The organism is Aerococcus viridans (assembly GCF_002083135.2).
GTDB lineage: Bacteria > Bacillota > Bacilli > Lactobacillales > Aerococcaceae > Aerococcus > Aerococcus viridans_C.
The window spans coordinates 589,041-604,049 of the sequence record NZ_NBTM02000001.1 but is presented as its reverse complement, the minus strand read 5'-3'; the positions used below and the strand labels follow the sequence as shown (position 1 = coordinate 604,049).

11 protein-coding genes are annotated in these 15,009 nt (G+C 41.7%); 9 read left to right on the top strand and 2 right to left on the bottom strand.

Annotation, left to right across the window (positions count from 1 at the left end; translation table 11 throughout):
• The first annotated feature begins 172 nt into the window (after positions 1–172).
• The 4 genes from A6J77_RS03060 to A6J77_RS03045 all read left to right on the top strand — a co-directional run bounded on the left by A6J77_RS03060 (position 173) and on the right by A6J77_RS03045 (position 4,323).
• Complete coding sequence (locus A6J77_RS03060; protein WP_083068119.1) at positions 173–922, top strand: TIGR02206 family membrane protein; 750 nt, start codon at positions 173–175, stop codon at positions 920–922.
• Between the two features lie 173 nt (positions 923–1,095).
• The gene (locus A6J77_RS03055; RefSeq protein WP_083068116.1) at positions 1,096–2,295 is read left to right on the top strand and encodes an alpha/beta hydrolase; all 1,200 of its coding nucleotides are present in this window, start codon (positions 1,096–1,098) and stop codon (positions 2,293–2,295) included.
• A gap of 122 nt (positions 2,296–2,417) precedes the next feature.
• Positions 2,418–4,130 carry a DUF975 family protein gene (locus A6J77_RS03050; RefSeq protein ID WP_083068114.1) on the top strand — a complete coding sequence of 571 codons (1,713 nt, stop codon included), beginning with the start codon at positions 2,418–2,420 and terminating at the stop codon, positions 4,128–4,130.
• Between the two features lie 64 nt (positions 4,131–4,194).
• Positions 4,195–4,323, top strand: coding sequence for a YvrJ family protein (locus tag A6J77_RS03045; RefSeq protein WP_003143129.1), 129 nt, complete (start codon positions 4,195–4,197; stop codon positions 4,321–4,323).
• Positions 4,324–4,375: 52 nt separating this feature from the next.
• Here the strand turns inward: A6J77_RS03045 and uvrC are convergent, their stop codons facing one another.
• Positions 4,376–6,271 (bottom strand): excinuclease ABC subunit UvrC, encoded by a 1,896-nt coding sequence (uvrC, locus tag A6J77_RS03040; protein WP_083068113.1) that lies wholly within the window; start codon positions 6,269–6,271, stop codon positions 4,376–4,378.
• Positions 6,272–6,965: 694 nt separating this feature from the next.
• Here uvrC and A6J77_RS03035 point away from each other — a divergent pair.
• From A6J77_RS03035 to A6J77_RS03015, 5 genes are all read left to right on the top strand, one after another.
• Complete coding sequence (locus A6J77_RS03035) at positions 6,966–8,330, top strand: metallophosphoesterase (RefSeq protein ID WP_083068111.1); 1,365 nt, start codon at positions 6,966–6,968, stop codon at positions 8,328–8,330.
• A gap of 102 nt (positions 8,331–8,432) precedes the next feature.
• Positions 8,433–9,794, top strand: a complete 1,362-nt coding sequence (locus tag A6J77_RS03030) for a DEAD/DEAH box helicase (protein ID WP_083068109.1) — start codon at positions 8,433–8,435, stop codon at positions 9,792–9,794.
• A 102-nt stretch (positions 9,795–9,896) separates the two neighbouring features.
• On the top strand, positions 9,897–11,276 hold the full coding sequence (gene glmU / locus A6J77_RS03025) for a bifunctional UDP-N-acetylglucosamine diphosphorylase/glucosamine-1-phosphate N-acetyltransferase GlmU (RefSeq protein ID WP_083068107.1): 1,380 nt from the start codon (positions 9,897–9,899) through the stop codon (positions 11,274–11,276).
• Between the two features lie 125 nt (positions 11,277–11,401).
• Complete coding sequence (locus A6J77_RS03020; RefSeq protein WP_083068106.1) at positions 11,402–12,397, top strand: ribose-phosphate diphosphokinase; 996 nt, start codon at positions 11,402–11,404, stop codon at positions 12,395–12,397.
• A 215-nt stretch (positions 12,398–12,612) separates the two neighbouring features.
• A complete protein-coding gene (locus tag A6J77_RS03015; RefSeq protein ID WP_083068104.1) occupies positions 12,613–13,554 on the top strand; it encodes an AEC family transporter in 942 nt (313 codons plus the stop codon).
• An 88-nt stretch (positions 13,555–13,642) separates the two neighbouring features.
• Here A6J77_RS03015 and A6J77_RS03010 read toward each other — a convergent pair whose 3' ends face one another.
• The gene (locus tag A6J77_RS03010; RefSeq protein ID WP_083068103.1) at positions 13,643–14,599 is read right to left on the bottom strand and encodes an L-lactate dehydrogenase; all 957 of its coding nucleotides are present in this window, start codon (positions 14,597–14,599) and stop codon (positions 13,643–13,645) included.
• Positions 14,600–15,009 lie beyond the last annotated feature (410 nt).

The window sequence follows — 15,009 nt, the reverse complement described above, 5'->3', positions numbered from 1 at the left end:
AAAACGAAACGCTCCCAAAAGAGTTTTCTACTTGAGCAAGTGCGAAAGTCTTTGGTAATATGAAGAAGAAAAGAGCTCGGAAGAACCGCGCCACACTAAACTGAACGCTAAAGGAAGTATTATTGGGATGATGTTATTTGAATGGGATTGAAAGGAAAATGGTGAACGATTCATGGAATCATGGGATAAACAAGCAAGTCGCCGTAAAGCCAAGCAACAAGGGCTAAAAGAAAAGATTTACTTGAACTGTGTCAATATTGATGCACCCTTTATTAATGCATTTTCACTGGCGCATATCTTATACTTAGCGGCCTTCTTTATGATTTTACTTGCCATGTTTATTTTTAGAGACTTTATCAACAGCCACCAGGTAGTTATTGGTCGTGTCATGTTTACCATTTCCATTTTACAACAAATACTCTTATACTCTTGGTATTATTTCGAGACCAAATTCGACTTAAAACAAGCCTTGCCACTGCACATTTGTCGCCTATCAACCATAATGGGACTGATTTACCTACTAACAGGTAACCAAATGATCATGCAAGTATTATTCTATTTCGGACTTTACGCTTACTTCTCATTCTTTATGCCAAGCCGTATCAACAAAATTTACCACGTATCAGGCCTAAGCTACTTTTTAAACCACGTTATCACGATTTTGATCCCATTCTTCGCTTACTTCACCACAGGATGGACACCCTCAATCCACGGTTTAATCGTGTCACTAGGGGCTTTTGCGGTTTACTGGTTTGTCGCATTAACGGTCAACCGATCAACTGGCGGTAACTATTTCTACATGAAATACCGCCCAGTTCCAACCTTAGATAAAGTCAACTTCCAAACCTATGCAGTAGGAAACTTTATCTTTACAGTAGGGCTATTCTTGATTGGCTACAGCATCTTCAATTTCTTTGTCTAAATATTTTGCTAAAAGAACATACGCACGCTGAGTTGAGCGCTAACTCTACTTGGGGTGCTTTTCTCAATGACAGGCCACTCAGGATACGCTAATAGGGGGATTCTTGTAAGTTGGCGGCAGGTCATCGAACATAAACGATAGACGCGAGACTCAACATTTGAAAGGGGCCAATCATGGGAATCATTTCGACTGTCGGACGGCAGCGACAACCAAAAATACAGCCAGATTTAAGATACTATGAACAAGTCAAATTAATGAAAAATCGCTATACCAGACGGACTTTTCCAAATGGTGAATTTATCTTAAAAAAATTGCCGACCTCAGATGTTGGCGGCCAATTGGACGAGCGCTTGGTTGGGTCGATTAAAATTCACCGGGACCCGACGCCAGTGATTCAATACCTCAACAACATTATCGAGAAACAATATAACCCCTTCCTATTCTTGTATCGACGGGTAGTGGGGACGACTTTAAACCGGGACATTTCAGACGGTCAAGTGACTATTCGCGAGTATGACTTCCCTATTGAAGAACGGTTTATGCATGCCCGGGTCTTCTATCCGGATGAAGTGCAACAAGCAAATGAGCTAGCACCTGTAATCCTTTACCTTCATGGTGGGGGCTTTATTGGGACGACCTTTGATACCATTACCAATACCTGCCGGGGGATTGCCTATAAGGCCGGTGCTGTTGTAGTGGCCTTTCCATATAGCTTGGCACCAGAGAAACCCTTTCCCCACGCCTTAGTGGACGGAATCGCGATGCTTGGTTGGGTCCGTGATAACGCTGAAATGCTAGGTGTAGACCCTGGAAAAATAGCCATCATGGGTGATTCATCGGGTGCTAATATTGCTGCAGCCATGAATATCTATGACATCGAATCGGGTAACCAGTGGATTAAACAGCAAATCCTCCTTTATCCAATTGTTAATATGGCTATGAAAGAGACGCCAGGCTACGAATGGTCATTGGATGAGTATGATATCCATGATAATGACGAGATTATTACCTTTATCGTTAAGTCGCTTGGAATTGGCGTTCATTATATCAACAAGTTATATGCCAAACATGTGGACCTCAAAGATCCACTGGTATCGCCGCTGTTTGCTTCAGATAAAACCATTCAACAAATGCCACCGACCATTATTGTGACGGCGGAATACGATTTCTTGCGGATTGAGTCAGAAGCCTATGCCAAGCGCCTGGTGACAAATGGTGTCCAAACGTCCTTCTTCCGTTATCGGGGTTTAGACCATGGTTTTGTCGATAAAATAGGGATTTTCCCCCAATCAGAAGATGCCTTAAATGAGATTGGTATCCGTTTTAGAGAGACCTTTGGCTTGGGGAAAATGACTGAAACTGAAAGTGTGTGACATTTTCCTTCAGTATATAAATGGTTTTCATGTATAATAAGGTATATAGTATTTTTCGCATTCAGAAGAAAAAATGTAAGTGATCGATTTTAAAAGGGTGAACAAAAAAAGGAGTGTGTAAAATGTCTTATAAAATTTCACGAAAAGCTTCGGAGATAAACAAAGAAGCGAGTGCCATCCAGCAGGGGAATACCCTAGCGATTTTTGGTGCGACTTTAGTTACCGGGATTATTACAGGTTTGATTACTTGGGCAATTGAAATGATTACCGGAACAACTGATACGACAACCGCAGCAGATTCTATGTTGACGGTTGCGGGTATTGCATCGATGATTATTTCTATCTTTATCTCTTTCCCATTAAGTTTAGGGGTTGACTGGTCGGTGTTGCGATTGGTGGATGAGGACCGTTTCCACATTGGGAACATTTTCGAACCCTTCCAACGTCGTTATTTCCGTAATATCTGGAACCAAATTATCTATACTATAGTTATCCTTTTATGGACAATCTTGTTTGCTCTAGTACTTGGTGGTATTGGTGCTGGAATCTTCTACCTAACTGGCCAATCTTTAACGCCACCAACTGACTTAACAGCAGGTGACTATTCAGGGCTAGCCGGTCTTGCAGTAGGCTTAGTGCTTCTTTTTATCATCTTATATGTTATCTTGATGACAATCGTTACCTTGCGTTTAGCGATGAACAGCTACCTACTATTTGACAATGACCGCATTGGTGGCCGTAAGCCACTGAAAGTGTCTAAAGTCATGATGAATGGGAACAAGTGGACTTTATTCTGGATTGGTGTCCAAAATGCCCTGTACCCAGTCTTACTAGGTATTGTGATTTTTGGTGCTTTAGGACTATTAGGTGCCTTCTTAAATAACGGTGGTATCCTAATTGCTATCTTAGCGATTATCGCGACCATAGCCATCATGATCTTCTCAATTAAATATACAATCCGTCAAATGATTGCAACAGCTTTACTATACCGTTTAATTACTGACGAACATGGGGATGACTTAGACCGTCGTTTTCCAGAATTAGACCTAACACCAGACGCACCAGTAAACGACTACCACACCGAGCAACGTCCAGCCTTTACGGAAAACGCAACAGCCATTCATCCAGCTGATGACGTCGCAACAGGTACAGCCGCTAACCAGGCGATTAGTAATACTAAAGCGGAAAAAGAACCAAGTGCCGCTGACCAAGCTGACAAGCATGCTGGTGAAACAGCTGCTGCAGCAGCAGGCGCTGCCGCAGTATTCTCCATAGCTGACGAAGAAAAAGCTGGTCAAGATGACGAAGTGACTGAATCTAGCGAATATGAAGCAGATGCAGTCACTGATAATAATGCAGATGGGTCTTCAGCCATACGTGGTTCATACCAAGTAGGTCAAGACGCATATGTACGTCAACCTTACCAAGCAACTTATACAGCAAGTGAAGGTCCTATTTCAGCAATCCGTAACCACTTTACGGTAGAAGCGTCTGATTACAACGCAGAAAGACCAGCACAAGAAAAGCCAAGCTTTGACTTGAATGCAGGTCCAGCATCAGAATCCGCAGCCGTACGCCACTCATTTGTTGTTGGTGGTCAAGCAAGCTCAGATGATGCAGCAAACAATGAAGACCAAACGCCGGAAAAGAAACCCTATAACATTATGGGCTACAACACACCAGACCGTACGGATTTTGGTAAAGTCGAAAACGCCAAGGATGTTATTCTAGCAGCAGACAAGGCTGACTCAGGTGAAAACGGTATGTTAAACCCTGGGGATTTCGACAAAGATGTAGACTATGATCCTGAAATCGATCCAGATCAGCAAAATTAATTGAATACTTGTCAAAAAACAAACCACCACCGTTCCTTTATATAAGGAGGTGGTGGTTTTGGATATGTTGGATGTTTCCATGCAACTGATTGGCAATGTCGGCTTTCCCATATTTGTGTCGATTTACTTGATGACGCGAACAGAGAAAAAGCTGGATGACCTAATCGCAGCCGTCGAAAAACTAGCACAATAGAAAAAGGCGCCTAGCCCATTCAATTTCGAATGAGGTTAGGTGCCTTTTCTGTTTATTCACTTAAATCTGGATTAATATCTAACAGGATTTCGTCAACTGCCTTCGTTTCGTCAGCAGCAACTGTTTTAATACCATCAACAAGGTCTTCATTTGCATAGGGCGAGTCTTTTTGCCCGTCCCAAGCAGCCTTATGAATTTCAACCGCCACTTTTTCTGGAATAGATAATGCTTGAATATCCGCAATCGTAGCTTCACGAACGGCTTTCATGGTCTTAAAGTGACGCAAGACCTTGGTCCGTGTCTTAGGCCCCACACCGTCAATGCCATCCAGTTTAGAGGTAAAGGATTGTTTACTTCTTGTTTTACGGTGGAAGGTAATAGCAAACCGGTGGACCTCATCTTGAATCCGTTGCAGGAGATGGAAGGCCTGTGACCGGGGATCAAGCGGGATAATCGTTAGCGGGTCACCAAAAATCAGGTTGGCCGTCCTATGCTTATCATCCTTGACCATACCGGCCACTGGGATGTCTAATCCAAGTTCATCCTCTAAAACTTCTTTGGCAGCATTCACTTCGATTGCGCCACCGTCCATTAAGATTAGATCAGGGAAATTCCCATTTTCTTTCAGGAGTCGACCATACCGGCGGCGGATAACCTCTTGTGTTGTCGCAAACTCATTTGAGCCATCAACCGTTTTGATCTTGTACTTCCGGTACATAGATTTGTTTGGCCGTCCGTCCTCATAGGCCACCATCGCCGATACCGGGTTTGTCCCTTGGATGTTTGAATGGTCAAAGCTTTCAATAACTTTCAAATAAGGCAAGTTCAAAGCTTCTGACAATTGGTCAATAGCACCAGTCGTTTTTTGTTCCTTCATGGCCAGCAACCTAAATTTGTCTAGATGGGCAATCTTGGCATTTCGTTCCGCCATCTGCAGCATCTTGTGCTTGTCGCCTCGTTTAGGTGTCGATACCTTCACCTCAACAGTATCCGCAATCAAGTCATTATCCAAGTTTCCAGGTACCAAAATTTCTTTAGGCTTCGTGTGGTTAGCTTCTTGGTAGAATTGGACGATGTAGGAAGTCAACTCCTCTTCAGGGTCAGAATACACTGGGAAAAGGGCTGAGTCCCGCTTAATAATGGAAAACTGTCGTAACAAGAATACTTGGATTGAAATCCAACCTTTGTCAAAGTAAAAGGCAAAGACATCACGGTCATTGTACTGCTTGGACATGATATTTTGCGGTTCAACCGTTTGTTCAATATAGTTGATTTGATCACGATACTCAGCAGCTCGCTCAAACTGCAAATCTTCAGAAGCGGCTGCCATTTTCCCCTTCAAATCATCCTTGATATTCTTCACATCACCATTCAGGAAACGGCGAATCCGTGCCTTCTGCGCCTTATACTCTTCAACAGGCACCTCATGGTCGCAAGGGCCAATACATTGGCCAAGATGGTAGTAGAAGCAAGCCCGCTTCTCATTCTTCCCACACTTACGCAAAGGATAGGTCTTCTGTAGCAAGTCAAGGGTACTGGATGCCGCGTAAATATTCGGATAAGGACCAAAGTACTCACCACCATCATCCTCCACCACAGACGTAATAATCATCTGCGGATCACGCTCATTGGTAATCTTGATATAAGGATACATAGTCCCATGTTTCAAGCGAATATTGTAGTGAGGCTGATGTTTCTTAATCAGATTAATCTCCAGCAGCAAACTCTCTTTATCCGTTTGCGTGACAATATAGTCAAAATGGTCAATCTCACTGACAAGCTGAGCCGTCTTCCCAGTATGGGTCGACTTGAAATAAGAACGGACACGATTTTTTAAATTCTTCGCCTTACCAATATAAATAATCTGGTCATCCGCATTCTTCATAATGTAGCAACCAGGCAAAGCTGGTACAAGGGTCAACAAATTCTCAATTAACTCACTAGCCATCCTTGGCCTCCTTTCGTCAATAATAGGGGCCCTAGCATCAGGCCTCTAAATTTAAAAGAATCATTTCATAAATATAGGTTATCGCTTATATCGCAATTACTATTTACTATGCTAGTGAACTTTCTAGAAGAAGTATCACTCATATTGAAATATGGCCAATCTTGACTATCCGAAATGTAATCAAATTATCGCCACATTAGCTGGGAATGCTTAAAAGCACATGCTAGCAACTAGTACGTTCTAACTTACGCACTAATGCCATATGAAAATAGTGCGATATCTTTCTATAACCACCTTCTTATTCTTATATTGAAACTAAATTTAATATTTTTCAAATATAGTCAATTAAAAGATATACGATTTGGGAATTATCGTGTGCTATCGTGTTAATTCTAGAAGGTTATTAACACACGAAACATGTATGTTTTAAATACTTTTAAAGTCCATTCAATCCAAGATTATACCACGCAGAGGCCGTTTTGGGCAGTAATTTGAATGTGTGAGTGGAATAGTAGCTTAGAATCGGTATATTTCACCTTTGTGTTATAAGGATTGGGTTTGATATGGTAAAATATACAACAAAGCTAGCAAGTACAGGGTGGTCCTTTTTGAAGTGGGCCACATGTAGATAAAGCAAATTTCCTAGGCTGTGTGAGATCTGAGTTTGGGAAATAAAAACCAAGGAGGAATTGTTATGACAAAAAAATCAGCTTTCAACACTTTATTAGGCTTGGGTACCTTAGCGTTAGGTGCTGCTTATGTTAGGTGGCAAAATTATACTGTTGGAACGACAGATTACTTTGTCGAGAATCCTCGTTTTAAGGACAGTTTAAATGGCTTCACCATTGCCCATCTGTCTGACTTACACCTACCTGAACAAAATGTTGACTTGAACGATATTTTAGACCATGTCTATGATATGCAACCAAATATCATCGCGATTACGGGAGATATTGTCCAAACGGATGCGTCTAATTTAGACGAAGCGACTTTGTTTACATTCTTTAAAGCTTTAACAGATATCGCGCCAACTTTTGCGACTTTTGGTAACCATGACGCGGTGTCCTTACAACACAATCTTTTAGTTCGGACTATGGGGGCAGCAGGGGTTGTCCACTTAAATGACCGGGCTATTACTTATACTTATAAGGGTCAACCGCTGACCTTGATGGGCTTAGATGATAAAAAGAATAAATATTTCTTAGTTGGAGATGCCTTGAGAACAGTAGATTTAACAGCTGATCAAATGGCGCAACCAAAAATCTTATTGGCCCACCATCCAGAAGCCTTCTTGCGTTACCATGAAAATATCAATAAATCACCTGATTTGGTTTTATCAGGTCATGCCCATGGTGGTCAAATCCGCGTGCCGGGAATCGGTGGATTATTTGCTCCTAACCAAGGGAAATTTCCCAAGTATACAGCAGGTGTTTTCTACTTACCCGGTAACCCTGACAAGCAAATGGTGGTTTCACGCGGGATTGGGCCATCAAGTTTCCCAATTCGTTTAAACAACCGCCCAGAAGTGATTGCTGTCCATTTAACAACGGATATTGACCGGGCTGTTGACGGCTTGACCAAATCCATTGATTACATCACTGAGCAAGAGGGTGGGGTAACCTTTCAGCAAGTAGAAGCCCAATATCTAGCCCGCAAGCAAGAACGTGCGCAAGCGCAAGGGTACTTTTCAGTAACACCGGATGCCACAAGTAGCCAAGAAATTATTGATGCCATTGATGAAGAAGCAAATGTTGGTGCCTATACATTGGTGCCGAATGAGGAGGAAACGGACATGACAGATCCAAGAAAAAATCCTTTTGTAGACAATAATGACTATGATGATGACGCAGTAGACCGTTCGACAATTGAAGCCCCTAAATATGAGGCTGATGATGAAGAGAAAGTGCCGCATAACCCAAGTATTAAGTCATCTTATATCTTGTTGGACCCAGAAACAAATGAAAGAACTGTCGTAGATGAAAACGTAAATACAGAGAAAATCTTCTCTGATAATTTAAATGAAGATGTATTTATTGTGAAGGACCCTAAGAAAAAATAGGGGTTATTGACATAAAGAAGAGGGCCTAACCATGGCCCTTATCTTTTGTAGCCAATATTGAACCATAAGCAGTAAAATAGAAAAAAGAAATAGAGGACTAAAATGACGGAAAATGATACACAAATAACTGGTTTTGTAAGCCAATTACCTAATGGGCTTCAGGACAAATGGCAGTCAGCTGGCTTTGGCCAAGCAACTGATATTCAAACTGAGACCTTCCAACCGATGTATGATGCCCAAAGTGTGATTGCATCAGCACCAACAGGTTCAGGGAAAACCTTGGCTTATTTACTACCGGTTTTAAGCCGAATGGTGGCTGAACGAGAAGCATCTCAAGGTCAATACAATGGGGGCTTGAAACTAATTGTTTTGGTACCTTCACAAGAATTGGCTTCCCAAGTGGGGGACGTGGTCCAAGCGTGGGCACGAGCTGTTGACTTCAAAGCCATGAAAATTATTGGTGGCGCGAATGTGAAGCGGCAAATTGAGAAAATCAGAGAAAGACCGGATATTATTGTCGGGACTTCGGGCCGGATGATTGAACTGATTGACCAACGTAAGTTGAAGGTTCATGAAGTGGATACCATCATTATTGATGAGGCGGATGCCTTGTTAGATGAGGAACATATTGGCCAAACCAAGCAATTGGTTAAAAAATTACCGGGTAGAGCGCAAGTGGCTTTATTCTCAGCAACAGTACCAGATACTTTGGCTGGTTTAGCTAGTGACTTATTGGCTGAACCTGTGATTGAATTGGCAGCTGAAAAAATAGGCACGGCCTTTGAAAAACAACGACAAGATGGCTATATTAATGTTCCTGTTCGTAAGCGTGACGATATGTTGCGTCGACTTGCTCAAGTTGAGGGGATGCGGGCCTTAGTATTTGTTCGTACGGTAGCTGAAATTGAACAGTTGCAACAAAAATTGCAGTTCAACCATATTCAAACGGCTTATCTGCATTCGAAGATGGCGGCGCAAAACCGCCAGCAAGCCATTGCCAAGTTCACGAAGGGTGAATATACTTACCTATTTACAACGGATGTGGCGGCACGTGGTTTGGATATTGAAGACCTACCTTTGGTTATTCAGTATGATTTACCAGCGACACCTGAGCAATATACCCACCGGGCTGGGCGAACTGGCCGTATGGGGAAAGATGGGGTTGTCTTGACTTTCGTTAACGACCGTTCACTTAGAGATTTGAAGAAGCAGGTTGGTGATGATATTCAGCTGACAGCATTCTATACTTATGGGGGGCAACTGACGGACCAGGTACCGAGTGCGAGCCAGAACGACGAAGATCAACCCCTTTTACAGGAAGAAAAAGAGGGGGCGGCTGTCAAAGCAAAAGCGCGGGTGAAAAAAACAAAACAAGCGAATAAAGCGGCGGCACCGGCGAAGGCACGGAAGAAGAATCGGAAGCGTGATAATAAGAATAAAGGGGCTAGACGGCACAAGGATTAATCTGGACTGGTCGAACGGCTTGGAATTCGATACAATGAATTAGTAATATTGAGATAAATATTGAATAGTGGATAAATGATTTTAGAGGAGTGAATGTACATAATGAGCAACCGTTATGCAGTAATTCTAGCAGCAGGTAAAGGGACTCGTATGAAGTCTAAGTTGTATAAGGTGTTACACCCAGTTGCGGGTAAACCTATGGTAGACCACGTATTGACTAGTGTGAATGACGCTGGGATTGATGAAGTGGTGACAATTGTCGGGCATGGTGCGGAAGCGGTCCAAGAGTTATTGGGCGACCGTACAGCTTATACGACACAAACGGAACAATTGGGTACTGGGCATGCGGTGCAACAAGCAGCGAGTGAGTTGGCTGATAAAGAAGGTACGACTTTAGTCATTTGTGGTGATACCCCTTTATTTACAGCGGATACGATTGCGCGTTTGTTAGATGTGCATGAAGAGGCTGGTTTTAAAGCGACGATTTTAACTGCGCCTGCTGATGATCCCACTGGTTACGGCCGTATTGTCCGTGATAAAGAGGGCCAAGTGGTGAAAATTGTTGAGCAAAAGGATGCTAATGATGCTGAAAAATTAATTACTGAAATTAACACAGGGACTTATGTCTTTGATAATGCTTTATTATTCGACGCTTTGAATAAAGTCGGTAATGACAATGCGCAAGGTGAATACTACTTACCAGATGTGATTGAAATCTTGAAAGAGGCTGGCGAGGCTGTTGGGGCCTTCCAAATGGATAACCTAGATGAGTCACTCGGGGTTAATGACCGTGTGGCCTTAGCACAAGCTAACCAAACCATGTTTAAACGTATTAACGAATTCCATATGCGCAATGGGGTAACGATTGTAGACCCAGATGCGGTTTATATCGAAGCGGGCGTTGAAATTGGTGCAGATACAGTGATTGAACCAAATGTATATCTTAAAGGGAACACTGTGATTGGTGAAGATTGCCATATTTACGCAGGGACAACAATCCGTGATTCTAAGATTGGGGACCGTGTGAAAGTCCGTGCTTCTGAAATTGAAGAAAGCCAAGTGAAAGATGGCGTGGATATTGGGCCAAACGCCCACTTACGTCCGGCATCTGTTATTGATGAAAATGCTCATATCGGAAACTTTGTGGAAATTAAAAAAGCGCATATTGGTGCAGGCACTAAGGTTGGTCATTTAACTTACATTGGTGACGCAACTTTAGGCAAAAATATCAATGTTTCTTGCGGTGTGATTTTTGCAAACTACGACGGTGTGAACAAACACCATTCAACAATCGGGGACAACTCATTTATCGGGTCTGACGTGACTATCATTTCACCTGTAAATGTTGAAGCCAATGCCTTCTTAGCAGCTGGTTCAACTATCACCAAAGATGTCCCAAGCAAGGCTTTAGGGATTGCCCGTTCACGCCAAGAAAATAAAGATGGTTTTTGGGATAGGTTACCAATTGGTAAAAAAGACTAAGACTGCAAATATTTTAACCAAATTCACACTTTTCGATTCGCTATTTAGCTAACAATCGTCGTTTTTCTATGGTAGAATAGATACGATAAGAGTGTCTGAGCATTCAGTATTGTGGAGGGAAAAAAATGTCAGAATCTGTAGTCGATCATGGACTAAAAATCTTTTCATTGAGTTCAAACAAAGAACTTGCTGAAAAAATTGCAACTTCAATGGGCGTAGAATTAGGTCATATGTCGGTATCACACTTTAGTGATGGTGAAATTAAAATTGCAATTGAGGAATCAATTCGTGGGGATAATGTTTATATTATTCAATCAACTTCTGATCCAGTAAATGATAACTTGATGGAATTATTAATAATGATTGATGCTTGTCGTCGAGCAAGTGCCAAAGCAATTAACGTAGTTATTCCTTACTTTGGTTACGCACGCCAAGACCGTAAGGCGCAGCCGCGTGAACCAATTACAGCTAAGTTAGTAGCGCGTATGATGGAAAATGCTGGTGCAACCCGTATTCTTGCATTAGACTTACATGCTGCGCAAATTCAAGGTTTCTTTGAAGCGCCTGTTGATCACCTTTACGGTGCGCCATTACTAGCTGAATACTTCTTAACCAATGAAAGATACACAGATTCAGACATCGTTGTAGTATCGCCTGACCATGGTGGTGTCACACGTGCACGTAAGTTAGCTGAATTCTTGAAAGCACCAATTGCTATTATTGATAAGCGTCGTCCAAAAGCCAATGTGGCTGAAGTGATGAATATTGTTGGGGACGTTGCCAACCGTCACGCCATCATCATTGATGACATGATAGACACAGCAGGTACCATTACCCTAGCTGCATCAGCAATCAAAGAAGCGGGCGCATTATCTGTTGTGGCTTGCTGTACACACCCAGTATTATCTGGCCCAGCAATCCAACGTTTAGAAGACTCAGTATTAGACGAAGTGGTCGTTTCCGATTCAATCTACTTACCAGATGAAAAACGTATCGACAAAATCAAACAAGTAACAGTATCTGAATTAATCGCGGAAGCCATTGTACGTATCCACGAAAACCGTTCAGTATCACCGTTATTCAACGAAAAATTCAAAGGCATGCACCACGTCATTGAATAAGCTCCTTAATGAGTGATAGATAAATTGAAGAAGGGCGGTCCTACCATTGTTGGCTGGACTGCTCTTTTATTATCTTAGCAATTCCCATGTGTAGAAATCTTGGAGTGGTAGGCTACAATGGGTTTATTGTAAATTATTCAGGTGCGAGAAAAGTCGCAGTCTCTTGGTATTCACGCCGAGCGTTTGTCAAAAACATTTTATATTGGAGGAAATTTATGTTTGGTAACTTTATGATCGGGTTTAATGCAGTCATGCCGATGTTAATCTATATGCTTTTTGGACAATTTTTTGCCCAAGCGGGAATGATTAAACAAGATTCCTTCCAAGACTTCAACAAAGCCTTATTTAAAATTTTGCTACCAATCAACTTATTCACCAATATTTATAAGTCTGATTTCAAGCAATCATTCAACGGCTATGCCTTGACTTATATTCTTGTCATCGCTTTAATCCTATACCTTATTCTAGCCTTTATTATTCCAAGGGTATCCAATGACCGGACCCGTTACGGGGTGATGCTGCAGGGGTCAGTCAGAGCGAACGCCATCCTATTTGGTTTACCCTTAGGGACCTCTCTATTGGGTGAAGCAAATATGGGGATGGTGACTATTACCTTGGCCATCATCGTGCCCTTCTGGAATATCATGTCGGTTATCGGTTTTTCCTTGTATTCAGAAGATAAAGTCTCTTTTAAACAGATGGGTAAAAGTATTATCACTAACCCAATGGTGGTTGCCACGTTCATTGGTTTGATTGTTGTCTTACTGGGCCTACAATTTCCAGAAGCCATCAATACTTCTTTAACCAACATTAACCGAATGGTATCACCGCTTGCATTAATGGTCATGGGTGGGACTTTCTCTTTTGCCAAATTGAAAGATGTCGATTTTGCCTTAATCTTTACTGTAGCCAATAAATTGATTATTATTCCATTAAGCGGACTTACCTTAGGTGCTATTCTCGGTTTTAGAGGGGATGCAATCGTGTCTATCCTGATTGCCTTTGCAGGTCCAACGGCTGTATCGTCTTATGCTCAAGCCATTGCTGCTGACGGAGACGGGGATTTAGCCAATCAAACAGTTGTATTCACAACTATGTTATCAATGATTACCTTGGTATTCTTGATTACCTTAATGAAAACATTTAATTTATTCTAATAAAACAGTAAGCAAAAACCCCTAGGTCGTGTGGACTTAGGGGGTTTTATGTATTAATGAGCTTCTTGTAGTAGGATGAATTGGGCAATTAGAAGTCTAATTTTGCCCAAGCAGTTTCTAAGGTGTCGCGTAGTTTAGTTGCTGATAATTCCATTTGTTGTTGTTCGTGGTCGTTTAAGTCAGCTTCGATGATACCACGGATACCTTCACGGTTGATGATAGCTGGGGCACCAATGTAAACATCATTTTGGTTGTATTCGCCATCTAGGTAAACAGATACAGGTAAGATGGCATTTTCGTCATGTAAGATGGCTTTTAAGATGCGGACTAAAGATACACCAATACCGTAGTAAGTTGCGCCTTTTTTCTCGATAATCTTATAAGCCTTGTCACGTACGTGGTAGAACAAGTTCACTAAAGCTTCTTCGTCGATTGCTGAAGTTTGAGATACCCATTCGTAAATTGATTGGCCACCAATGTTTGCGTGTGACCATACGGGGAATTCAGTGTCACCGTGTTCACCCATGATGTAGGCGTGGACGTTTCGTGCGTCAACATCTAATGTAGTGGCTAATTCTTGACGGAAACGGGCTGAGTCTAATGACGTACCAGAACCGATGACGCGGTTAGCGGGTAGGCCAGAGAATTTCCAAGTTGCGTAAGTTAAGATGTCTACTGGGTTTGTTGCTACTAAGAAGATACCGTCAAAGCCTGAAGCCATAACTTGATCAACCATGATCTTGAAGATACGTAAGTTTTTATCCACTAAATCTAAACGTGTTTCACCAGGTTTTTGGGCAGCACCGGCAGTAATGACAACGACATCAGCGTCAGAACAGTCATCGTAAGTTGCCTTGTAGATTTTCTTAGGAGATGTGTAAGCTAGGGCGTCGATAAGGTCTAATACATCACCTTCAACGCGGTCTTCAGCTAAGTCGATAATTCCTAATTCTCTACCAACACCTTGGATTACAGAAGCGTATGCAAATGCAGATCCTACAGCACCATCACCAATTAAAATAACTTTTTGACCATTTTTTGACATAATATATTCTCCTTAACTTTTTGTCTCTTATAGTGTACAAAGCAAACCATATGGTAAATGTTCCATTAACCCGTGCAAAGCTAGTGAACAATCGGTTTAAAAATTAGCTTGTTGATTAGTTAGTGAAATATTTAACATAATCATACCATCCTGTTTAAAAAAATCAATAGGTTTTTGTCAATATTTTTCAAGTATTTTAGTATAATTGTAATTTTATACCATTTGCAAACGGATACAAATGCTTAATATCAAACATTATTAACAGATTAAAAAAACTGTTATATACTCTGTTTGAATCTGTACTAATGGAAATGAGAAATTTTGCGAAAAGTTTGTGAATAAATGTATAAAATGCTTGCGGACGAAACAATATTGTGTCGAATTTCAGGCGATTTCTTGAAAAAATGGGG